Origin of the sequence: Streptomyces sp. Rer75 (genome assembly GCF_013414305.1) — a bacterium.
Taxonomy (GTDB): Bacteria; Actinomycetota; Actinomycetes; order Streptomycetales; family Streptomycetaceae; genus Streptomyces; species Streptomyces himastatinicus.
Genome location: NZ_CP058693.1, coordinates 9,128,563 through 9,150,605, shown reverse-complemented (window position 1 = coordinate 9,150,605; position 22,043 = coordinate 9,128,563). Strand labels below are relative to the sequence as shown.

Below are 22,043 nucleotides of genomic sequence, written 5' to 3'. Positions count from 1 at the left end.
GTGGCTACACGGCGACTGAGCGGCCGGTGAGCGGTCAGCTGGACAGGCCCAGTTTGCGGCGGAGGCCCGCCGCCTTGGATTCGGTGTCGCGGGCGGCACGGTCGCGCAGGGCCAGCACGTAGTTCTCGCGCGTCCGCATGATGTGCGCCTTCAGGATCTCCTCCAATTCCGCCATGCGGCCTTCAGCGAAGATCTCGACGATCCGCCGGTGTTCCTCGAAGGAACGCGCCGGTTCCGTGGTGGCGAGGAAGGTGAGGTGGACGCGGAGGGCCGACACGCGGGCCAGGCTCATCTGGTAGGCGTCGCTGAGGTAGCGGTTGCCGCAGTGGGCGAAGAACGCCTCGTGGAAGGCGGTGTCGGCGATGCCGTACGCCTTGGTGTTGTTGCCCGCCAGCGCGTCGGTCATGGCCTCGACGGCGCGGCGCATCGCGGCGAGGGCGGCGTCCGGGTTGCGTTCGAGGGCCAGTTGGGCCGCGCGGATCTCCAGGGTGGTGCGGTATTCGCACAGCTCGAAGATCTCGTCCTCGGTGGGCTGGAAGACGTACGTCCCGGACTTGGGCACGATCTCGACCAGGCCCTGGAGTTGCAGCATGCGCAGGGCCTCGCGGACCGGGGTGCGGCTCACCCCGAGGGCGGAGGCGAGACCGTCCTCGGAGAGCGCCTCGCCGAGGTCGAACTCGCCGTCCACGATGGCCGCGCGGAGGCGGCGTGCCACCTCGGAGGCCAGCGACGAGGACCGTCCGCCGCCCGTCGTGCGTGCCCTGCCTCTCCCAGCGATCGGTCCCACTCCGTCCACGGTGTCCATCGATGTCCGTCGGTATCCGTCGGTGTCCCGAACGCTACCGTAGCTGCCGGATCGCCGGATCCGGCCCGGCCTGGGCGAGGGCGAGGCGGGCGGTGCGGTGGGCGGCCATGCGGACGGGGGCGTTGGGGGCGCCGTAGCCGGTGTACCGGCCGATGCGCTGGACGAGTTCGAAGAAGACCGCGCCGCCCAGGATCTCCGTGTAGCAGTGGAGGAACGCGCCGTCGGCGTCGCGGTCGTAGAAGATGCCCAGCTCGCGGAGGTCGGCGAGGAGCGCCGGGTCGGGGCCGAGCCGGGCGTCGAGGTCGTCGTAGTAGTTGTCCGGGACGGCCAGCAGGGGGGCTCCGCGGTCGCGTACGGCACGGGCGGTCGCCACGATGTCGTCGGTGGCGAAGGCGATGTGCTGGGGGCTGGCGACCGGCGGCGCCCAGTCGCCCCGGCGCAGCAGGGTGACCGACAGCGCGATGCGGACCCGTTCGGCGGGGTCGGTGAAGGCCCGGCTGCGGACCAGGCCGAAGGGGGCGGCGTATTCGGCCGTGGGCTGCGGGGTGAGGCCGAGGACGGCGCGGTAGAAGAGCGTGGCCTCGTCGTAGTGGTCGAACGGCTGGGTGAGCGCGATGTGGTCGACGCGGGTGATGCCCGCGCCGGGCCGGTCCGGCGCTTCGGCGACGGGCGTGAAGTCGGCCAGCCAGTCGTCCCCGGTGCCGCAGAAGAAGACCTCGGTGCCGTCCGGGGCCGCGACGGCGGCGAGGTCGGCTTCGGCCGGGCCCCGGGTGCGCGGCAGGACCGGTGCGAGCAGCGCTTCGGCGCGCGCGGCCGAGGCGCCCGGGTCGGCGGTGTGCAGGCCCAGGGCGCTGATCGCGCCGCCGGGGCGGGTGACGCCGGTGTTGAGGAGGAGCCGGGCTTCGCCCTGGGTCCACAGCTGGACGGGTTTGGTGCGGTGGTGGCCGGTGTGGGTGAAGCCGAGCCCGGCGAGCGCCCGCGCGATCAGCGGCCCGGACTCCGCGTCGACGGCGACCTCGGCGAACGCGACGCCGGTGGGCGCGGACCCCTTCGGCACGGCCGGTACGGCGGGCGCGGCGCCCGCCGACCCCCCGTCCGCGCGGCGGGCGGTGGCGTCCCGCAGCGCCAGCAGCGAGCGGTGGGCGTCGATGGCCGTGCGGCCCGGGTCGGCCTGGCGGAAGACGTCGTTGAAGACTTCCAGCGACAGGGGCCCGCGGTAGCCCGCGGCCAGGACGTGGGTGAGGAACGCGGACAGGTCCCAGGCGCCCTGGCCGGGGAAGAGCCGGTGGTGGCGGCTCCACTGGAGGACGTCCATGTCGAGGTGGGGCGCGTCGGCGAGCTGGAGGAAGAACAGCTTCTCGCCGGGGATGTCCCGGATGCCCGCCGGGTCCGAGCCGCGGGAGAGGATGTGGAAGCTGTCCAGGCACAGCCCGAGCGCCGGGTGGCCGGCGCGGGCGACCACGTCCCAGGACGCCTCGTAGGTGTTGACGTGGGCGCCCCAGGCGAGGGCCTCGTAGGCGATGCGTATGCCGTGGTCCGCGGCGCGCTCGGCCGCGGTGTGCAGCTGCCCGGCGAGCAGGTCGGGGTCGGGGACCGCGTCCGGGGAGACCGAGGAGCACACCAGCAGGGTGTCGGTGCCCAGCTGCCGCATCACCTCCAGCTTCCGCTCCAGGCGGCCGAGGTTGGCGGCGAAGCGGTCCGGCGAGGTGGAGTCGAGGTCGCGGAAGGGCTGGTACAGGTCGATGGACAGGCCGAGGTCGGCGCAGCGGTCCCGGATCGCGGCGGGGGCGAGCGGGGAGGCGACGAGGTCGGGTTCGAAGATCTCCACCCCGGCGAAACCGGCGTCCGCAGCGGCGGTGAGCTTGTCGTCCAGGGTTCCCGACAGGCAGACCGTGGCCACCGCTGTCGTGGGCGTCATCAATGTCCTCCTGTCAACGGGCGATGCTGTGCGGGGCGGCGATGACGCGGTGGTCGACGTCGTGGTTGACCAGGTACGTGGGCAGCCGTCCCTGGGCGACTTCTACCACGTTGCGGGCCGTCTTCGTACGGATCTCGATCTCGGAGTCCTCCGAGTACCAGGCGGTGTGCGGGGTGAGGACCACGTTCTCGCACCGCGCCAGCGGGCTGTCGGGGCCGATGGGTTCGTGCGCGAAGACATCGAGCGCGGCGCCGGCGATGCGTCCCGATCGCAGCGCCTCGATGAGCGCGGTCTCGTCCACCACCGGGCCGCGGGCGGTGTTGACCAGGCAGGCGGTCGGCTTCACCAGGGCGAACTGCCCGGGCCCGATCATCCCTTCGGTCTCCGCCGTCAGCGGGGCGTGCACGGACACCACATCGGCTGCGCGGCAGAGGGTGTCGAGGTCCACGAGCCGGACGCCGAGCGCCGCCGCCCGGGTGGCGTCGGCAAACGGGTCGTGGGCGAGCAGGGTCATCCCGAAGCCGCCCATCTTCTCGGCGAGCCGCTGCGGGATGCGGCCGAATCCGACGAGCCCGAGCGTGCGTCCGCGCAGCCGCCACAGCGGTTTCGCGACCGTGTAGTCCCAGGTGCCCCGGCGGATGGCGGCGTCGTAGCGGTGCAGCCCCCGGGCGAGGGTGAGGATCTGCGCGGCGGCGTGGTCGGACACCTCCTCCCGGGAGCCGTCCGGCACGTTGGCGACGGCGATGCCCTCGGCGGTCGCCGCCGGGACGTCGATGGTGTTGAGCCCGATGCCGTAGCGGGAGATCACCTGGCAGCGGTTCAGGTGGCGGATGACCTCGGCGGTGACGGGGGCGTACTGGTTGATCACGGCGTCGGCGTCGGCGCAGATCTCGATCAGCTCGTCCTCGGTGCGGGCCTGGGCGGGTACGACGGTGAGCCCGGCCGCTTCCAGGACCTGCCGCTCGGGCTCCAGGTCGGCGAATTCGTAGTCGGTGACGACCACGGTGAACATGATGGCGCTCAGCTCCCGAAGCGGTGGTCGAGGTCCTGGTGGAAGCCGAGGTCGACGAGGTCGCAGAACTCGGCGTAGGTGTGCTGGGCCGGGCCGCCCGCGGGGGTTCCGGCGGTGCGCAGGTGGTCCAGGGCGTCGGCGACCGCGCGGGTGGCGGTGAACAGCGCCGTGACCGCGTAGAAGACGATTCGGAACCCCATGTCGGCCAGGTCGGTGGCGGTGAGCCGGGTGGTCTCGTTCCCGTCCACGATGGAGACGACCTTGGGCCCTTCGACGGCCTTGGCGACGGCCTCCACCTCCTCGACGCGTTTGATGCCGTCGACGAAGACCAGGTCGGCGCCCGCGTCCCGGTAGCGGTTGGCGCGGCGTACCGCCTCCTCGATCCCGGCGGCGGGCAGGGCGTCGGTGCGTCCGATGACGAGCAGGTCGTCGCCGCCCCGGGCCTCGACGGCGCAGGCGATCCGGGCGGCGCTCTCGTCCTCGTCCATCAGCCGGATGCCGCTCATCTGGCCGCACCGCTTGGGCGCCACCTGGTCCTCCAGGTGGATGGCCGCCACCTGGGCCTGGATGTATTCGCGCACGGTGCGGTGGATGTTGGAGGGGCCGCCGTAGCCGGTGTCGGCGTCCGCGATGACCGGGATGGTCACGGCGCGGGTCATGTTGCGGGCGTGTTCGGTCATCTCGGTCTGGGTGAGCAGTCCGATGTCGGGGGTGCCGAGACGGCTGGCCGTGGCCCCGAAGCCGGTCATGTAGACGGCTGGGAAACCGGCGGCCTGGACGATGCCGTGGCCGTGGGCGTGGCCGTCCAGGACAGCGACCGGTGACGTCGGTGTCACGGTCGGAGCCGGGCTGCCGCGCGGGGCTGCGCCACAGGAGAATCAGCACGACCGAGACGGCCAGGGACACGACGGGGATGAGCAGGCCCGCGGTGACGGTGTCGCCGTCGGTCTCCTTGCCGACGATGTACGGGCCGAAGAACCCGCCGAGGTTGCCGATGGAGTTGATGGCGGCGATGCCGACCGCGGCGTGGGTCTTGGACAGGCTGTCGGTGGTGAGCGCCCAGAACGGCGGCAGCCAGGCGAAGGCGCCGATCCCGGTCACCGCGAGCGCGACGACCGCGAGTCCGGGCTGGTGGCGCAGGGCGATCACCGCGGCGAGGCCGACGGCCCCCATGGCGAGCGGTACGGCGACCAGGTATTTGCGCTCGCGGGTGCGCTTGGACAGCCGGGCGGTGACCAGCAGCGCGAGCGCGGCGCAGATGTAGGGGATGGCGGCGGTGAAGCCGATGTTGGTGGCCGAGTAGGCGGGGTTGATCTGCTTGATGATCAGCGGCAGGAAGAGGTTGAACCCGTAGGTGCCGATGGCGAGCGCGAGATGGGTGGCGGCCAGGTGCAGCACGCGGCGGTTGCGCAGGGCGGCCAGCTGCGCCCGTATGCCCTCGTCGTGGCCGGTGCCCTGCTCGGCCTCCAGGGAGCGGCGCAGCCAGTCGCGGTCAGTGGGGGCGAGCCAACGCGCGGTCGCCGGGGAGTCCGGGAGGAAGGCGTACGTCACGACGGCCATCAGGACCGCGGGGACGCCGGTCAGGATGAACAGCCAGCGCCAGCCCGCCATGCCGAACCAGCCGGTGTGGTCCAGGATCAGGCCGCCGAGGAGCCCGCCGCAGATGAAGGAGATGGGCTGGGCCAGCACCAGCCAGCCGAGCGCGACGGCCCGGTCGCCGGAGCGGAACCACAGGGTGAGGTAGACGATGATGCCGGGGAAGAAACCGGCCTCCGCGACGCCGAGCAGGAAGCGCATCACGTACAGCATCTGCACATTGGTGGTGAACCCGGTGAGTACGGTGATGATCCCCCAGGTCGCCATGATGCGGGCGAGCCAGGCGCGGGCGCCGAAGCGGCGCAGCAGCAGGTTGCTCGGCACTTCGAAGAAGAAGTACGCGACGAAGAAGATCGAGGCGGCGAGGCCGTACGCGGCGGCCTTGATGCCCAGTTCGGTGCCCATGCCCAGCTGGGCGAAGCCGATGTTGGTGCGGTCGACGTACGCGATGACGTAGCCGACGGCGATGAGCGGAAGGATGCGCCAGGAGATGCGCGAGACGGCTGCCCGCTGCCCGGCCTCGTCCAGAGTCGTGGCGGGGGTGCCGCTGGGTGCGTGTGTCATGTGCTTCCTCGATCGTGCGGGGAGGAGGGCGGCTCAGCTCATGATCAGTCCGCCGTCGATGTTGACGGCCTGTCCGGTCATGTAGTCGGAATCCGAGGAGCAGAGATAGAGGGCGAGGCCCGCGACGTCGTCCGGCGTCTGGGGGCGGCCCATGGGGACGACGGCGGTGCGCCGCTTCCACGCCTCGCCCGTGGTCCACCCCTCGGTGGCGGACCACTCCTGGTCGATCTGGCGCCACATGTCGGTCCCGACCAGTCCGGGGCAGATGGCGTTGACGGTGATGTCGGGAGCCAGCGCGTAGGCCGCGGTCTGGGTGAGGCTGATGACGGACGCCTTGCTGGCGCGGTAGTGGGGGGTGAGGGGTGCCATCGCGCCGGCGCCGTACCGTCCGGCGATCGACGACATCGTGATGATCTTCCCGCGCGGACGGGCGCGGTCGGCGGCGGCGTCGGCTGCGCTCAGGGGTTCCTGCGTGCGCATCCGGGCGGCGGCGGCCTGCATGGTCAGGAACGTGCCCTTGACGTTGACGGCGAATGTGGCGTCCCAGTCCTCCTCGGTGATGTCCAGGAAGGGCTTGACCTGCACGATGCCCGCGTTGCAGACCATGACGTCGAGCCGCCCGAGGCCGTCGGCGGTGCGCCGTACCATCTCGGTGCAGTCGGCGGCACGGGTCACATCGCCCACGACGGCGAGCGCCGGGCGGCCGAGGGCGGCCACTTCGGCCGTCACGGCCTCGGCGCGGGAGGCGTCGCGGTCGATGACGGCCAGGTGCGCGCCCGCCGCGGCGAGCCGCAGGGCGATGGACCGTCCGATGCCGCGCCCGGCACCGGTGACCGCGACGCAGAGACCGCTGAGGTCTGCCACTCTCGTGCCTTTCGTCGAAGCGCCCGGCCATGTCGGATGGGCAGGCCGGGCCGCTGAGACTGGGACACTAGAGTTCGGTAATCTGGGATACAAGATGTATGCACGAGATTGCTCGCGCGATGTGTCGCACCGTGGTGCGGGTCGGGCCGCGGGGCGGTGTCACCCTCCGCCGAAGTCTCCCCCGCCGAAATCCCCGCCGAAGTCGCCCGAGTCGAAGTCGCCGCCCGAGTGGTCGCCGCCGGAGTAGTCACCGGCCGGACCGGCGCCGTAGTAGTCCCCGTACGCGTAGGGCGAGCCGAGCGAGGTGCCGAGCAGGGTGCCCACCAGCAGGCCCGGCAGCAGCGCGCCGCCGAAGTAGCCGGACGCCCAGGGGGCGTAAGTCGGTCCGGCCTCCCAGTACGGGCGCCGCCCCGCGGGGGTGTCGACCTCCCGGCCCATCGGCTCCTCGCCGTCGTCCAGCCGGGCGGCGTCCGCCGCGCAGACCGGAACGGTCCGCTCGGAGGTGCTGCCCGCCGGGGTCCACCGCCGGTCCTCGACCGAGGGGCCGTGCCGTGGGTCGAAGAAGCACGGAGGACGGCGCTCCGGCAGCGGCTTGCCGTTCAGCCGGGCCTCCAGGGTGGCGAGCGAGAACCTGCCGTCCTCCAGCGCCTCGCTCACGTCCCGCACGTCCCTGGGGGACTGCGCCTTCTCCATCACCGTCTTCGCGTGCTCGTAGGAGTCCAGGGCCCGGGTGTAGTCCTCGCGCATCGCGTCGTCGGCCTTCGCAGAGGCCGGGTCGAAGCCGATCCGGGTCAGCTCCTCGCCGAAGGCGGTGATGTCCTCGTCCACCACCGGGCGGAGTTCCTCCAGCCGGGCCCGGTTTTCCTGCTGCCGCCGCCTGGTGACGCGCCTGCTCACCAGGAAGGTGCCGCCGACGCCGACGATGACCAGCACGCCGAGCGTGACCAGCAGGCCCAGCGCGCCGGTGCTGCCGTTGGGCGTGGCGGCGTTGTCCCACGTGGCGGGCGCGTCGCCCTTGGCCTGCTCCACGGCTTGGTCCACGAAGTCGGTGAGCATGGCCCCGGAGTCGCCGGGGTGGGACCGCTGCGCGGCGCCGGTCAGGTTCTCCACGGCGTCGCGGGACAGGACGGAGCGGTCGGCGCCCGCGTCGAAGCGGTCGCCGAGCGCGACCGCGTACACACCGGTGACGCCGACCTTCGTCCGCAGATCCTGGAGCAGGGTCGACCGGTCGTGCTGCTCGGCGGCGGGGAGCGCGACGGCGAAGACCGGCTTGCCCGACTTCTCGATCTTCTGCGACAGGGCGTCGGCCTCGCTCCGCGGCAGGATGTCCCGGGCGCGGGGATCGACGTAGACCGGCCCGTTGCGCAGGGACGCCGCGGCGGTGTCGAGGGAGTCGGCGGCCCGTGCGCCGGGGGCCGCGGCGACGGCGGCGAGCAGCAGCGCTGCCACCACCAGCGGAAGCACCAGCGCCATCCGGAAGACGCGTCGTACGGTCTTCATACCTACGACGCTAGCCCATATTGCGTATTTTGCGAGCCTTGGGGGTTTTCTCATGCGGCATGGATGCCGGTACGTATGCCGAAACGGATGCGACGACAGGGCGGGGGTCCGGGCGTGCTGATCGAGGAGCTGCGGCGGGAGCTGCCGGACGGGCGGCTCGTCGAGGACCCGCACATCGCGGCCGGGTTCACCCACGACGAGGCGGAGTGGGCGCCGTACGGCACGCCGTGCGCCGTCGTACGGCCGCACACGGCGCGGGAGGTGCGGTCCGTGGTGCGCGCCTGCCTGCGGCACGGCGTCCCGCTCGTCACCCGGGGTGCCGGAACCGGCCTGTCCGGCGGCGCCAACGCCGTCGAGGGCTGTGTCGTGCTCTCCACCGAGCACATGAACACCCTCCACGAGATCGACCCCGTGGAGCGGCTCGCGGTCGTCGGCCCCGGCGTGGTCAACGACGATCTGCGGGCCGCGTGCGCCGAACACGGGCTGTGGTATCCGCCGGACCCGGCCAGCGCGCCCTGGTCCACCATCGGCGGCAACGTGGCCACCAACGCGGGCGGGCTGTGCTGCGTGAAGTACGGCGTCACCCGCGACTACGTCCTCGGCCTGGAGGCCGTGACCGGCACCGGTGAGCTGGTGCGGCTCGGCCGCAGGACGGCGAAGGGCGTGGCCGGGTACGACCTGGCGGGGCTGATGGTCGGCTCCGAGGGCACCCTCGGGGTGATCACCGAGGTCACGGTGCGGCTGCGCCCGCAGCGGGAGGCGGAGCGCACGGTCGCCGGGTACTTCTCGTCGGTCGTGGCCGCGGGCCGCGCCGTCACCGCGGTCGGGGCCGCGGGGCTCACCCCGTCCGCGCTGGAGCTGATCGACCGGCACTGCCTGGCCGCGGTCGACCGGTGGAAGAACATGGGGCTGTCCGTCGACGCGGACGTGGTGCTCCTCGGGCGTACGGACGCGCCGGGCCCGGCCGGGGCACAGGAGGCGGAACGCATGCTCGCCTGCTTCGAGGAGGCGGGGGCGACCTGGGCCGCGCAGTCCACGGACCAGGAGGAGGCGGACGCGCTCTTCGCGGCGCGACGGCTCGCCTACCCGGCACTGGAGCGGCTGGGCCCGGTGCTCACCGAGGACGTGTGCGTGCCCAGGGCGGCCGTACCGGAGATGCTGGCGCGGATCGAGCGCGCGGCCACCCGGCACGACACGCTCATCGCCAACATCGCCCACGCCGGTGACGGCAACCTCCATCCGCTGCTGATCACCCAGCCCGGCGACACCACGGCCCGGGAGCGCGCCCAGGCCGCGTTCCGCGACATCATCGCCGACGCCATCGACCTGGGCGGAACGGTCACCGGCGAGCACGGCGTCGGACTGCTGAAGCGGGACGGCCTGGAGCAGGAACTCGCACCCGCCGTGCTGGAGATGCACCGCGCGGTGAAGGCGGCCCTCGACCCGCACGGGATCCTGAACCCCGGCAAGGTCATCGGCCGGAGCTGAGCGGGGCCCGCGGGGCGTCCCAGTCGGTGAGACCGTTCCGGTGACGCCTTGAGTCGGGTGTCGGGGGCCGACCATACTGTCGGCCATGTCGAATGCTGCCGGCCCGCTCGTGGAACGCCTCCACGTCGATCTGTGCCGCCAGTCCAGCGCCTGCTGTCGCCCCTGACCCCGGCTCCCCCGCGGACACCCACGCCTCCGGCTCCGTGCCCGGGCTTCTGACGTTCCGTCACCTCACGTCCGCCCGTGGGGCGTTCACACCACAGCCGCTGCCCTCCCCCATCGCACCCCGCCGCTGAGGCCGGTGTGCGCGCCGTCGTGCGCTCACGCCTGCCCCGGCGCCCCGGCATGCAACGAAACGGTTTCCCCATGCCCGATACGTCCCGACGGCCACTTCGTACCGTGGTGCTGTCCAGCCTCCTGGGCACCACGGTGGAGTGGTACGACTTCTTCCTCTACAGCACCGCCGCGGGCCTCGTCTTCGGCGATCTGTTCTTCCCCACCGGCAACGACACCGTCGGCACCATCCTCTCCTTCGCCACCTTCGCGGTCGGCTTCCTGGCCCGGCCCATCGGGGGCCTGCTCTTCGGACACATCGGCGACCGCATCGGCCGCAGACGCACCCTCGCCGTCACCATGAGCGTGATGGGCGGCTCCACCACACTCATCGGATTGCTGCCCACCTATCAGCAGATCGGCATCTGGGCGCCCGTCCTCCTGCTCATCCTGCGCGTGGCGCAGGGCGTGGCGCTCGGCGGCGAGTGGGCCGGTGCCGTGCTGCTGTCCGTGGAGCACGGCCCGCGCGGCCGCGAGGGCCGCTACGGCAGCTACCCGCAGATCGGGCTGGCCCTCGGACTCGCGCTGGGGACCGGTGTGTTCGCGCTGCTCAGCAATGTGCTCAGCGACGACGCCTTCCTGAGCTACGGATGGCGGGTGGCCTTCCTGGTGAGTCTGCTGCTGGTCGTCCTGGGGATCACCGTACGGCTCAAGGTGGACGAGACTCCCGCGTTCCGGCAGATCGAACAGCGACAGTCGGCGTCCCGGGTCCCGCTGGCCCGGCTGCTGCGGGCCCCGGAGACCCGGCGGCACACCGTGCTGGGCATGCTGGCCCGGTGGGGCGAGGGCGCCGCGTTCAACACCTGGGGTGTGTTCGCGATTTCCTACGCCACCTCGACGCTGGACCTGCCGCGCACCCCGGTCCTGCTCGCCGTCACCTTCGCCGCGCTGCTGATGGCCGTCCTGATCCCGCTGTCCGGCTCCCTGGTGGACCGGCAGGGCGCGCGCCGGATGTACATGGTCGGCATGACGCTGTTCGGGCTGAGCGTGTTCCCCGCCTTCTGGCTGTTCCACTCCACCGGCATCTGGGGGTTCGCCGCGGCGATCGCGCTGACCCTGGGCGTGGTCCACGCCTCCTTCTACGGAGCCCAGGGCACCCTGTTCGCCTCCCTGTTCCCGGCGGAGGTCCGGTACACCGGCATGTCCGTGGTCTACCAGCTGTCCGGTGTCTACGCCTCCGGCATCACTCCGCTGCTCATGACCACCTTCCTCGCGCTCGGCCACGGCGCCCCGTGGATCGCCTGCGGATATCTGGCGGCCACCGCGGTCGTCAGCGTCTGGGCGGCCTCCCGCATCCGGCCGTCCGACGTGTACTTCGCGTCCGGGACCGCCGACCGGCCCGCACGCCCCACGGCCACGCGGTCGGCGGTGGCCGTGAAGTAGCACCTCTCGGCGTCCCGTCGCGTCCCGTCGTCAGCGGTAGCCCCCTCGCCCCCAGCCGCGGTCGTGTCCGGCCCGGCCCGGGGCCCAAGGGGCTTGCCCGTACCGCTCGTACTGCCCGGGCCACCCCTGCCGTCCGTACTGGCCCTGCTGGCCCTGCCATCCGGGTCGGCCCTGCTGGCCGTTCCAGGAGCCCGCCTGCCGCGGGGGCGGACCCGCCGGGGGCTTGGGGCGGTGCGGCGCCTTGGGCGAGGGATGCGACCGTTTCGGCGGCGCGGACCGCTGCGGAGCCGAGTGCTCGGGCGCGTTCGCCGGAGGCGCGGTGCGGGCGGGCTTCGGGCGGACGACGGACACCTGGCGGGGCGCCGTCTCCCGGTCCGGGCGGGCCGTCTCGGTCCGGTACCGGTTGTCGTCCGCCGCGCCGCCCGCCAGCCAGCGCTGTGCCGTCGCCGAGTCCTCACGTGTTTTCAGGACCAGCGCGGCCCCCTTCTCCGTGGAGTCCGGAGTCAGGGCCAGCTCCTGGTGCCGGCGCGGCACCAGGGTGCCCTGGAGGGTGAAGTCGTACCGCACGTTCGCGGCGCCTCGCTGTGAGGTGGCCTCACAGGAGCCCAGCCGGATGGAGAAGCTCAGGCGGGAGTTGAGGCAGAGTTCGGGGTCGGCACCGCTGCGCAGCAGGCCGTCGGCCTCGTACGACCACTGCTGGGTGTCCGCGGAGGTGCAGGGTGTGGCCGCGGTTTCGGCGCCCGCCGCGGGCTTGTCGCCGACGATGTCGAGGCACAGCCCGCTCGCCGCGTTGCGCAGCCGTCCGCGCAGGGTGTCGGCCGGGCGGCCGTCGGCGCCGATCCACGAGGGATCCGAACCGGGGGCCGTCGTGTCACCCGCGCCCGGCGTCGTGGAGGGGGTGTCCCGCTCGTACGCCGCGTCCTCGCCGCCGCCGGACGGCAGGACGGAGGCCACCGCCACCGACACCAGGACACAGCCGCTGGCCGCCGCCACGAAGAGGAACCGGCCACCGGTGAGCCGCGGGCGCCTTCTGCGCGCCTCCGGACGCGCCGCCGGACGCGCCTTCCACCAGGGGTGTTTCCGCGCCGAGTGGCGAGGGCCGCCGACACGTGGCGGGGTGCGGGGCATGGGAGGGGGATCCACGGCCGTGGCCGGTTCGGGGATGCGGCGGCCCGGCCGGGAGTCGAGATACTCCCGCGCGCCCCACCCCAGGACCGCTTCGGCGAGCAGGACGGCGGGCCGTCCGGTGGAGTGGTCCAACTGGTCGGCGGCCTGACGGCAGTGCTCACACCTGGCCAGATGCTGCCGCAGATCGGGGTCGAGCCAGGTGTCGCCACGGCGGAGCGAGACGTCCAGCAGTCGGCTGTACTGCCGGCACTCCTCCTCGGGGGCCGTGTCGCGATGGGCCTCCAGGCAGGCCTGACGCCAGCGCAGCCGGGCCCGTTCCAGCTCGCCGGAGGCATCGTCGTACAGCCCCAACAGCCCTGCCGGGACGGCGAGTTGATCGGCCTCGACCTCCGTGTGCCACAGCAGGCAGCGGGCCGCCTCGGGGAGCCGCTGGAACGCGCGGAACACCAGACGCCTGTTCTCCGGCGGACGGAGCCGTCCGTCCTCGCGTCCCCGTACCCCGAGGTCGGCCCGCAGGCCGGGATGGAGCAGCGCGCCCCGCGGGCCCGTGTTCCACTCCTGCGCTATGCCCCGCACGGTGGCCAGCACCCGTGGCCGCCACGCGGTGGCCGGTGCGGTCCGCCGCAGCGCCTCCCCGAACAGCCTGGTGAAGGCGGCGGACGTGAGGATCCCCGCCGGGTGGGTGCCCGTGGTGCACAGGCTCGCGTACGAGAAGGCCGCCTCCCAGTGACGGCCCAGCAGCTCCCCGACGGGGTGATGCTCGGACAGTTTCCCCGAGCCCTTCTTGAGTTCGGCCGTGAGCTGTTCATCCGTCACACCGAACAGGGGGGCGGGGGTTAAGAAGTCCGTCAGGGCAGCATCGTTCACGTCTTTTCCCTTTCACAGGGCAGCGAGAAAAGTCCGTACCAATTAGGGGTGTCGGCCCTGCCGGCGGCGCACAGAAACACCTGGCCCACGTGGCGACACCTGCACCTTTGCATACGGAACCGATGCGGAACAAGGGACTTCACATTTTTGGAGTTCGGGCACTACCAAGGGCCACTGAGGCGGCGACTGACGTTACGAAATGCAAAGTGGCTAACGAATTCACCCATTGCGCCGGGCTACCAGACGGTAGGCATTGGACACCTTCCCCAACCCGGCCAGTGGCTTGAGCAGCAGCCGGTCCAGTGTGGTGGCCACGACGAGGGCGGGTATGGCCGCCACCAGGCCCGCGCAGCGCAGCAGCCACCGCGCGCGACCGGGCGGCTGGGCCAGCCAGGGGGCGTCGTCGGGCGGCAGGACCGCGTTGGCCCCCAGCCACACCGCGCCCAGCAGGTCGACGGTGTCGGACGACTCGCGGTGCTGTTCGAGGACCACGGTGAAGCCGAGCGCCTCCAGCTCCTTCCGCAGGCCCGCCACCGGGAGGAAGTACAGGTGCTGGGGCTGGAGCCAGGGCAGCCAGAAGCGGCCGAAGAGGCGGGCGAACCAGCACTCCGGATCGGGCACTTCGATGAGCAGATGGCCGCCGGGACCGAGGGCGCGGTGGGCCGCGCGGAGTTCCGCGCGGGGATCCGTACTGTGCTCCAGGTAGTGGAACATGCTCACCACGTCGTAGCGCCCGGCCAGCCGCTCCCCGGCCAGCTCCGGGAAGCTGCCCCGGATGCCGTGGTCGATCCGCCCCTCCCGCTCGGCCAGTTCGACGCCCTCGGTGAAGTCCAGCCCGTCGAAGACGGTGGTGGGGAAGACGGTGCGGGCCACTTCGGGGAAGTGGCCGTGGCCGGTGCCGACGTCGAGCCACTTCGCCGGGGCGTCGGCGGAGGGCTTCAGGGCCTCCGCGCGTCCGCGGTACATCTTCTGCCGCCCGGAGAACACGTTGCCCATGCCCTCCTCCCCCAGGCCGTCGTAGAAGTCGCGGTAGTAGAACTCCAGCCCGTCGCCGTTCAGCCGGGGGTTCTGGAACACCAGACGGCAGTCCCGGCACGTGTCCAGCCGGAAGCGGCCCGGCTTGTTCTGGAACCGGTCCCTGGTGCGCAGCCGCCGCTTCAGCCGGGTCGAGCCGCACCACGGGCAGTCCGTGCGGCGCGGCTCGAAGAACCGCTCGGTGCCCTGGTCCAGGTCGGCCTGGTAGCGCGGCCGGAGGGCGGCCACGGCCTCGGCGCGGGACGGCCGCGGGGCTTCCGGGCCGAGTCTGTCGGAGGTGGCCTTGTCCTGGCTCATCGTTCCCCCTCGGGGGTCGTGGTGGACGGGGTGGTGGCCGCGGTGGCGGCCAGTCGTTCCAGGTGGGCGGCGGCCGCGCGGGCGCCGCCCGCGGCGCGGAAGGACGCGCCGACGCGCTCGGCCGCGGCGCGGTGGCCCGGTTCGTCCAGCACCGCGTCGACGGCCTCGCCGAGCGCCGCCGCCCGCGCCCTGCCGAACCTGACCCGGACGCCCGCGCCCGCGGCCACCACCTGGGCGGCCACCACGGGCTGGTCGTCCCGGATCGGGGCCACCACGAGCGGGACACCGTGCCACAGGGCCTCGCACACGGTGTTGTGGCCCGCGTGGCACACGACCGCGGCCACCCGCTCCAGCAGGCGCAACTGGGGGATCCGCGGGACCGTCAGCAGGTTCTTGTCCCCGTCGGCGGCCGGTTCGAGGGTGCCTGCCGGGTCGACGATGACCGTCTGGAAGCGGTCGGCCCGGGCGCGTACGGCCTCCCGGGAGGCGGCGAGGAAACGCGCCCCGGCGTCGGTGTTCGCGGTGCCGAGGGTGATCAGGACGGTGGGGCGGGCGGGGTCCAGCCACTCCCACGGGAAGTCCGGTTCGGCCGGGCGCCCGGCGATGGACGGGCCCACGTACCGGATGTGGTCGGCCGCCCGGACGGGCCGCCCGGCCAGTTCCTCGGTGGTGAACGCCAGCACCAGATCGGGCGAGAACCGGGGGTCGGCCGTGCCGCGCGGATCGCCGATCCGGCCGCGCAACCCGGCGAGCAGGCCGTCCAGCCAGGCGTCGATCTTGGGCATGCCGTCCAGCGCGCCGGTGAACTCCGCCGAGGTGGTGGCGGAGGTGGCCCACCGCACGCCCAGCCGCTCGGCCACCAGCGCGCCCGCCACGGTCTGCTGGTCGGCCACCACCACATCCGGGCGGAACTCCTCGATGGCCCGCGCCACATCGGGCGCCATGGCCTCGGCGAGCGGCACCAGGAAGTCCTCCCACAGGAACTTCAGCGCGCCCGGGCCGCGCACCTCGGGCGGGCGCTCCGCCCCGCCCTCACCGATCACCGGCCCGGCGCAGCGGTGGACCGTGGCGCCGGGTCCGACCAGCCGCTGCACGACCTCCGGCAGCCCGGCCCAGGCCACCTGGTGGCCGCGGGCCGTCAGTTCGGCCGCCACGCCGACGGTGGGGTTGACGTGGCCGACGAGCGGCGGCACGACGAAGAGGAAACGGCGGGCGGACGAAGTGGGAGACGCTGCGGTCATGAGGCATCGGTTCCCTTGAACCCGGCCGCCACCGGGACGGCGGTGCCCTGTTCACGGATCCAGGACAGCAGCAGCGCGCGTATCCGCGCGGGCGCCTCGGCCAGCACCGAGTGCCCCTCCCCCGGCAGCATGACCGTCCGGGTGCCGGGCGGCAGCGCCCTGAGCCATCCGTCCTCACCGGCGAGTTCGGAGTCGGCGCCGTACACGGCCAGCGTCGGGCAGCGCAGGGCGCGGACCCGCTCCTCGCTCACCGTCCGGCTCGCCGCCACGTCCTCGGCGATCGTGGTCGTACGCACCAGCCGGGCCGCCGACTTGGCCAGCCGCGCGGTGTGCGCGCCCCGGTGGGCGGTGACCCAGGCCAGCGACTCGGCCTCGTGCGCGACGAGTTCGACCACGATGCGCCGCATGATCCCGCTGATGTCCGTCAGCCAGCCCGGGGTGGCGGGTTTCGCCTCGATCGTCGCGAGGCCCGCCACCCGTTCCGGGCGGCGCAGGGCATACCCGTACGCCACCGTGCCGCCGAAGCAGTTGCCCACCAGGTGGACCGGTGTGGTGATCTCCAGCTGGTCCAGCAGCCGTTCCAGATCGCTGACGAACGTCTCCAGCCGGTAGCCGGATCCGGGGCGCTCGCTGCGGCCGTGGCCGCGCTGGTCGTACATCACCACGTCCAGCCCGGCGGCGGCGAGGTCCGGGGCCACGGTGAAGTACCAGCTGGCCAGGGAGTCGGTGAGCAGGCCGTGGACGAGCACGACGGTCGCGGTGGGCGGGCGGCCGTCCGGCGGGGACAGCCGCTGTACGTGCAGGCGGAGGCCGTCCGGTCCGTCGCCGGTGCCGGGCGGGCCACCGAGGTGGATCATCGCCATGGTCAGCTCCCCTCGGCCGCTCTGGCCTCGGCCACTCCGGCATCGGCCGCTCTGGCTCCGGCCGCTCTGACCTCGGCCGCTCCGATGCACCGCACGATGTACTCCACGAGCTGCCCGACGGTGAGGCCGATGATCTCGTCCAGCTCCAGATCGGCCACGAACTCGGCGAAGTTGACCTCCTGCCCGTAGCGGTCCTGAAGGGTGCCCGCCAGGGTCACCAGGTCGATGCTCTCCAGCTCCAGGTCATCGGTGAAGCGGGTGTCCATGGCGACCTCGATGTCGTCGAGGCCGTCCTCGTCGAGCATGGTCCGGAGCATTCCGGCGACGTCCGCGAGCACGGCCGGTGCGTCGGGTACGGGTGCCGGGGCTGTGGGTTCGACGGTGGGTTCGACGGTGGTCACTGATCGGTCTCCTCGTCCTGATCCCGGTGGCCCGGACCGGTCGTCCAGGCCACGGCGTACTCCCTGCCCGGCAACCCGGACGGGTTGGCGGTCGTCGTGCAGTGCACCCGGTAGCGGCGCGGCGGTTGTCCGGGGGCGGTGGCCACCTCGACGGTGAGGTGCGTGTGTTCCGCGCCGACCACCGCGGTGTCCCGGCCGGTGCCGTCCGCCTTCGCCACCGCCTCCTTGGCGGCGCGGAAGGCGGCGGCCCACCAGGTGGCGGAGGCGCCGCCCGCGGCGGTGACGGTGGCGAGAAGCGCGCGCTCCGCCGGGCCGAACGCCACGTCGCGCTCGGCGACCTCCTCGATGCCGAGGCCGGGACCGCGTTGCTCGCTCGGGTGGCGCGGCGCCACCAGGGCGACCCCGGCCTCGGCCCGGTGCGCCAGCGTCAGATCCAGCGGGGGCAGGGTCCGGCCGTGGACGCCGACCGCGTACGGGCGGCCGTGCTCGTCCTCGCACACCCGGATCTCGGCCGGGAAGACCGGCCCCTCCCCCTGCTCCCACAGCCACCGCCGCACCGCGTCCTTGGCCGCGATCCGGCCCAGCAGCCACTGTCGGCGGCCGAGCGGTGGCTGCCGCGCGTACTCGGCGCGTTCGGCGCTGCCCAGGTGATTGCGCATGATCAGATCGCGCGAGGCCAGGTCCGGCCAGCGCTCGTACACCAGTGACCAGCCGCCCGGCTGGGGCCGCGACAACGTGTTGCGCTGCGGGAAGCGCTCCACCGGGCGGGTCTGCGGATCGTTGTCGAACCGGCGGTCGTGCCAGCCGTGCACCTCCGCCCACACCTCACCGCCGATCAGCAGCTGAACATCGGCCTCCAGCGCCGCATCGGTCAGCGCGACGATCCTGACCAGGCACTCCACCTCGGTGCCGGGCCGCGGAGGCGGACCGTAGAAGCGCATCAGGCGCATCCCGACCGGGAAGACGACGGAGCGCTCGGTGCGGGTCGCCATGATCCAGTACCCGAGCAGCTGACCGACGTTGTCCAGGAGCGCGCCGGGCGCGGCCGGAGTGGTGATCGTGCCGCGCACCTGCGTCTCACCGATCGCGGTGATCCGGGTGAGGCCCTGGAACGCCGGACCGTGGAACATCCAGCGCTCGTCGTAGATCTGCGCCGCGGTGTGCTCGGGTATCCGCTCGGTGGCGGGGTCGATACGCCAGGGCACCGGGCGTTCGGCGGCATCCGGGTAGCGGGGCGCGAGCTGGACGGTGCCACGGGCGCTGCGGCCGAACGTGACGGTGTGGTGGGCGGGGTCGGTTGCGGACGGTGTCACGGTGACAGGAACGGTGCTGGGCGGCGTCGCGGTCACCCACTGGTCGAAGCGCGCGCCATGCACGGCCACGGCCACGTGCGGGCCGTCGGCCGTGTGCTCCGCCGCGTCGATGAGGTGCTGCACGATCGTGGTGGCCGGAACCACGGGCCACCGATCGGCCTCATCGGGCCAGCCGGACCGCTGCGGGAAGAAGCAGTGGTCACGGAGGTAGGGCATGGCCTCGGTGGACACGCGCACGTCGTAGGTCCGCGCCCGGGGCACCACCGGCCGGGCGAGCCCCGCCGCCACCAACTCGGCCGCCGCGTCGGCCGTCTCCCGGAGAAGCGCGTCGAGTTCGGCGGCCCAGGGGGCAGGGTGGTGCGGGCCCGCCGCCGGACGCGTACTCACCGCGGCCGCCGTCGCCGGAAGTGGCGACGCGGCCTGGCCCGCGCCCGCCACCGCCACATGCGGCGGCGCAGCGTGGGCGGTGCCCGCCGCCACGTGGTCCGTGCCCGTCGTCGCCGCGTGTGGCGGCTCGGCGTACTGCGAACCCGCCGCCGGGTGCAACGCCGTGGCCTGCCCCGTGCCCGACGGAGACAGCGACGCGGGATGGTGCGGGCCCGCCGTCGGGGCGAGGCGCTCCGGGGAGCGGGGGGCCGGGGGGCGGAGCACCCCGGTTTCGGGAAGGGGCGGGGTGGGGGAAAGCCCAGCCGCCAGCACTCCCCGCAACTCCGCCAAGCGCGGCCCGCCCAGCGAAACGAGCGCGCCGTCGAGGTTCAGGCGCACCGGAGCCGACGGCCGCACCGTGCCGGGGCGCGGGAGCGCGGGGTCCACGGGCGCGCCCTCCGTCCACAGCGCGGTGGCGACGCGGCGCAGCTGGGCGACGCCGTCGCGGTGGGGCGAGTTGGCGGCCACCACGACGTGGTCGCGCCCCTGGAGCGTGTCGCCGATGAGCGAGGCCAGCTGGCCGGTGCCCATCTGTACGAACGCGCGGAAGCCCGCGTCGTGCAGGGCCTGGGTCAGCAGCCGGAACCGCACCGGTTCCAGGAGGTGCCGCACGAACAACTGCCGCACCTCCGCCTCGGTTTCCGGATACGGCGCGGCGGTGGTTCCGGACCAGACGGGGACGCGGGGCGGCAGGAGCAACTCGAAGCGCTCCGCCAGGGTCCGGATGGGGTCGAGGAAGGGGGCCAGCATGGGCGTGTGGAAGCCGGATTGGAAGGGCAGGACCTGCGCGATCACGCCCGTCGCGCGCATCGCCCGGACGAACTCCTCGACGTCGGCCCGCGGCCCGCACACCATCGACTGGCTGGGCGCGTTGTCGTGCGAGAGCACGATCCGGCTCTCCGGCCGCTCCGCGAGTGCGGCGAGGACGCGTTCCGCGCCCGTGCCGAGGACGGCGAAGGTCACACCGGGGACGCGCAGCGCGTCGGGGTCGAAGGAGTCGAGGAAGGCGTCGACGGCCTCGCCCGCGTAGAGTTCGCCCGCGGCCATCGCGGACCACTCGCCGACGCTGTGTCCGGCCACCGCGTCCGGCACGATTCCCATGCGTCCGAGCGCCGCGTTCAGCAGGCGTCCCACGCCGAAGACGCCCATGCCGTGGCGGCCGATGTCGCCCGCGCGGGCCGCCTCGCCGTACCGCTCGCGCGGGCGGTCGCCGGTGTGCCGGGACAGCCCGAAGTACTCGGCGATCCCGTCCGTGCGGGGCTCGAACTCGGCCTCCAGGCCGGGGAAGACGAAGGCGAGTTTCCCGGCGGCCGCGAGCAGCGGCTCCGGGGTGAACCAGACGTCGTTGCGGCCGCGCCACGGGCGGCCCTTGGCGACCACGCGCCGGGCGAGGGCGAGCCGCTTGGCGGTGGGCTCGACGATGCCCAGCCGGGTGGGGGCGCCCCGTCCGGACGAGGAAGCGGCCGCGGTGGCCCGTACGGTCGCATCGTCCGCGTCGAGCAGTTCGGCCAGCCGCTCCGGCGTGTCCACGGCGAGGGCCAGCACCCGTTCGGGTTCGGTCACGACGGTGGCCGGGCGCCGTTTCACCGGCGCGGTCGACTCCTGCTCCAGCACCACGTGCGCGTTGATCCCGCCGAACCCGAAGGCGTTGACCGCCGCGCGCCGCACGGGGGCCTCCCAGGGCGTGGCCGCGTCGAGGGTGCGGAAGCGGGTGGCCTCCAGGCCCGGGTGCGGGTCGTCGCAGTGAAGGGTGGGCAGCAGCCACCCGTGGTGGACGGCGAGGGCGGCCTTGACCAGCCCCGCGACACCGGCGGCGGGCATGGTGTGGCCGATCATCGACTTCACGGAGCCGATGACGGCAGGCTCGCCACGATAAGAACCACCGGGCCCGAACGCCTCGGCCAGTGTGGTGAGTTCGGCCGCGTCCCCGGCGGGTGTGGCCGTGCCGTGCGCCTCCAGCAGGCCGATCGAGTCCGGTTCGCGCGGGTCGAGGCCAGCGGCGCGCCATGCCTGCCGTACGGCGCGGGCCTGGCCGCCCGGGTCCGGGTTGACCAGCCCGGTGGCGCGGCCGTCCGAGGCCACGCCGGTGCCGCGGATGACGGCGTAGACGCGGTCGCCGTCGCGCCGCGCGTCGGCGAGCCGCTTGAGGACGACCACACCGGTGCCCTCGCCGATCAGCAGGCCGTCGGCGGCGCGGTCGAAGGGCCGGATGCGCTGGCTCGGCGACAGGGCGCGAAGCTGCGCGAAGACGCTCCACAGGGTGATGTCGTGGCAGTGGTGCACACCGCCCGCGAGCATCACGTCGCACCGCCCGGAGGCCAGCTCCCCCACCGCCTGGTCGACGGCGACGAGCGACGAGGCGCACGCGGCGTCCACGGTGTAGGCGGGCCCGCGCAGATCGAGCCGGTTGGCGATACGGGAGGCGGCGAGGTTGGGCACCAGGCCGATGGCCGCCTCGGGGCGGTCCGGGCCGAGCTGTTCGGTGAAGGCGTCCCGGATCCGGTTCAGGTGGTCGGGGCCGAGGCCGGGCAGCAGCTCGCCGAGGGTGCGTACGAGCTGGTGCGCGGTGCGGACGCGCTGGTCGAGCCGGACCAGCCCGGGGGTGAGGTAGCCGCCCCGGCCCAGGACGACGCCCACCCGCTCCCGGTCGGGCAGCCGGCCGTCGCCGCCCGCGTCGGCGAGGGCGGCCGCCGCGACGCCGAGGGCGATCAGCTGGTCGGGTTCGGTGCCGGACACCGAGTTCGGCATGATGCCGAACCGGGCGGCCTCCACCTGAGCGTACGTGTCGACGAAGCCGCCCCGGCGGCAGTACACCCGGTCGGGGGCGGCCGGGGTGCCGGGGCCCTGGGGATCGTAGAACCCCGTGTCCCATCGCCCGGCCGGGACCTCGGTGATGGCGTCCACGCCGCCGGTCAGGTTGCGCCAGTAGGTGTCCAGGTCCGGGGAGCCGGGCAGCAGGACCGACATGCCGACGATGGCCACCGGTGGCATCTGGTGACGGTCGGTCAT

General features: G+C 73.3%; 15 protein-coding genes and 1 pseudogene. 3 read left to right on the top strand and 13 right to left on the bottom strand.

Annotation, left to right across the window (positions count from 1 at the left end):
- Positions 1 to 34 precede the first annotated feature (34 nt).
- The 7 genes and pseudogenes from HYQ63_RS38825 to HYQ63_RS38795 all read right to left on the bottom strand — a co-directional run bounded on the left by HYQ63_RS38825 (position 35) and on the right by HYQ63_RS38795 (position 8,259).
- Complete coding sequence (locus HYQ63_RS38825; protein ID WP_179938381.1) at positions 35 to 787, bottom strand: GntR family transcriptional regulator; 753 nt, start codon at positions 785 to 787, stop codon at positions 35 to 37.
- 52 nt (positions 788 to 839) lie between these two features.
- Positions 840 to 2,723: a bifunctional sugar phosphate isomerase/epimerase/4-hydroxyphenylpyruvate dioxygenase family protein gene (locus HYQ63_RS38820; protein ID WP_179938379.1), complete on the bottom strand. Its 1,884-nt coding sequence runs from the start codon at positions 2,721 to 2,723 to the stop codon at positions 840 to 842.
- Positions 2,724 to 2,736: 13 nt separating this feature from the next.
- On the bottom strand, positions 2,737 to 3,735 hold the full coding sequence (locus tag HYQ63_RS38815; protein ID WP_179940980.1) for a C-terminal binding protein: 999 nt from the start codon (positions 3,733 to 3,735) through the stop codon (positions 2,737 to 2,739).
- Between the two features lie 8 nt (positions 3,736 to 3,743).
- Positions 3,744 to 4,571: an oxaloacetate decarboxylase gene (locus tag HYQ63_RS38810; RefSeq protein ID WP_257232436.1), complete on the bottom strand. Its 828-nt coding sequence runs from the start codon at positions 4,569 to 4,571 to the stop codon at positions 3,744 to 3,746.
- 190 nt (positions 4,572 to 4,761) lie between these two features.
- Positions 4,762 to 5,736: pseudogene (locus HYQ63_RS46220) on the bottom strand (MFS transporter); the annotation flags it as partial.
- Positions 5,737 to 5,928: 192 nt separating this feature from the next.
- Positions 5,929 to 6,759 (bottom strand): SDR family NAD(P)-dependent oxidoreductase, encoded by an 831-nt coding sequence (locus tag HYQ63_RS38800; RefSeq protein ID WP_179938377.1) that lies wholly within the window; start codon positions 6,757 to 6,759, stop codon positions 5,929 to 5,931.
- 159 nt (positions 6,760 to 6,918) lie between these two features.
- Positions 6,919 to 8,259 carry a hypothetical protein gene (locus HYQ63_RS38795; RefSeq protein ID WP_179938375.1) on the bottom strand — a complete coding sequence of 447 codons (1,341 nt, stop codon included), beginning with the start codon at positions 8,257 to 8,259 and terminating at the stop codon, positions 6,919 to 6,921.
- Between the two features lie 87 nt (positions 8,260 to 8,346).
- On the opposite strand from HYQ63_RS38795, the gene HYQ63_RS38790 reads away from it, so the two are divergent.
- The 3 genes from HYQ63_RS38790 to HYQ63_RS38785 all read left to right on the top strand — a co-directional run bounded on the left by HYQ63_RS38790 (position 8,347) and on the right by HYQ63_RS38785 (position 11,463).
- Complete coding sequence (locus HYQ63_RS38790) at positions 8,347 to 9,747, top strand: FAD-binding oxidoreductase (protein WP_179938373.1); 1,401 nt, start codon at positions 8,347 to 8,349, stop codon at positions 9,745 to 9,747.
- A gap of 85 nt (positions 9,748 to 9,832) precedes the next feature.
- Positions 9,833 to 9,913, top strand: coding sequence for a putative leader peptide (locus tag HYQ63_RS46215; protein ID WP_373689238.1), 81 nt, complete (start codon positions 9,833 to 9,835; stop codon positions 9,911 to 9,913).
- 200 nt (positions 9,914 to 10,113) lie between these two features.
- Entirely contained in the window at positions 10,114 to 11,463 is a 1,350-nt protein-coding gene (locus tag HYQ63_RS38785) for an MFS transporter (protein WP_257232433.1), read from the top strand.
- A 30-nt stretch (positions 11,464 to 11,493) separates the two neighbouring features.
- Here the strand turns inward: HYQ63_RS38785 and HYQ63_RS38780 are convergent, their stop codons facing one another.
- From HYQ63_RS38780 to HYQ63_RS38755, 6 genes are all read right to left on the bottom strand, one after another.
- Positions 11,494 to 13,458 carry an RICIN domain-containing protein gene (locus HYQ63_RS38780; RefSeq protein ID WP_179938369.1) on the bottom strand — a complete coding sequence of 655 codons (1,965 nt, stop codon included), beginning with the start codon at positions 13,456 to 13,458 and terminating at the stop codon, positions 11,494 to 11,496.
- Positions 13,459 to 13,677: 219 nt separating this feature from the next.
- The gene (locus HYQ63_RS38775; protein ID WP_179938367.1) at positions 13,678 to 14,790 is read right to left on the bottom strand and encodes a class I SAM-dependent methyltransferase; all 1,113 of its coding nucleotides are present in this window, start codon (positions 14,788 to 14,790) and stop codon (positions 13,678 to 13,680) included.
- Positions 14,787 to 16,031 carry a glycosyltransferase gene (locus tag HYQ63_RS38770; protein WP_179938365.1) on the bottom strand — a complete coding sequence of 415 codons (1,245 nt, stop codon included), beginning with the start codon at positions 16,029 to 16,031 and terminating at the stop codon, positions 14,787 to 14,789. The genes HYQ63_RS38775 and HYQ63_RS38770 overlap by 4 nt, the downstream gene beginning before the upstream one ends.
- Positions 16,028 to 16,894, bottom strand: a complete 867-nt coding sequence (locus HYQ63_RS38765) for an alpha/beta fold hydrolase (protein WP_179938363.1) — start codon at positions 16,892 to 16,894, stop codon at positions 16,028 to 16,030. Before HYQ63_RS38765 ends, HYQ63_RS38770 begins: the two co-directional genes overlap by 4 nt.
- A 2-nt stretch (positions 16,895 to 16,896) precedes the next feature.
- The gene (locus HYQ63_RS38760) at positions 16,897 to 17,211 is read right to left on the bottom strand and encodes a phosphopantetheine-binding protein (protein WP_257232705.1); all 315 of its coding nucleotides are present in this window, start codon (positions 17,209 to 17,211) and stop codon (positions 16,897 to 16,899) included.
- An 80-nt stretch (positions 17,212 to 17,291) separates the two neighbouring features.
- Positions 17,292 to 22,043 carry a type I polyketide synthase gene (locus HYQ63_RS38755; RefSeq protein ID WP_179938361.1) on the bottom strand — a complete coding sequence of 1,584 codons (4,752 nt, stop codon included), beginning with the start codon at positions 22,041 to 22,043 and terminating at the stop codon, positions 17,292 to 17,294.

Coding starts and splice junctions, on each gene's coding strand:
- HYQ63_RS38820 (WP_179938379.1), bottom strand. CDS start 2,723: ATGACGCCCACGACAGCGGTGGCCACGGTCTGCCTGTCGGGAACCCTG.
- HYQ63_RS38815 (WP_179940980.1), bottom strand. CDS start 3,735: ATGTTCACCGTGGTCGTCACCGACTACGAATTCGCCGACCTGGAGCCC.
- HYQ63_RS38795 (WP_179938375.1), bottom strand. CDS start 8,259: ATGAAGACCGTACGACGCGTCTTCCGGATGGCGCTGGTGCTTCCGCTG.
- HYQ63_RS38790 (WP_179938373.1), top strand. CDS start 8,347: ATGCGACGACAGGGCGGGGGTCCGGGCGTGCTGATCGAGGAGCTGCGG.
- HYQ63_RS46215 (WP_373689238.1), top strand. CDS start 9,833: ATGTCGAATGCTGCCGGCCCGCTCGTGGAACGCCTCCACGTCGATCTG.
- HYQ63_RS38785 (WP_257232433.1), top strand. CDS start 10,114: ATGCCCGATACGTCCCGACGGCCACTTCGTACCGTGGTGCTGTCCAGC.
- HYQ63_RS38775 (WP_179938367.1), bottom strand. CDS start 14,790: ATGAGCCAGGACAAGGCCACCTCCGACAGACTCGGCCCGGAAGCCCCG.
- HYQ63_RS38770 (WP_179938365.1), bottom strand. CDS start 16,031: ATGACCGCAGCGTCTCCCACTTCGTCCGCCCGCCGTTTCCTCTTCGTC.
- HYQ63_RS38765 (WP_179938363.1), bottom strand. CDS start 16,894: ATGGCGATGATCCACCTCGGTGGCCCGCCCGGCACCGGCGACGGACCG.
- HYQ63_RS38760 (WP_257232705.1), bottom strand. CDS start 17,211: ATGCTCCGGACCATGCTCGACGAGGACGGCCTCGACGACATCGAGGTC.
- HYQ63_RS38755 (WP_179938361.1), bottom strand. CDS start 22,043: ATGACCGACCGTCACCAGATGCCACCGGTGGCCATCGTCGGCATGTCG.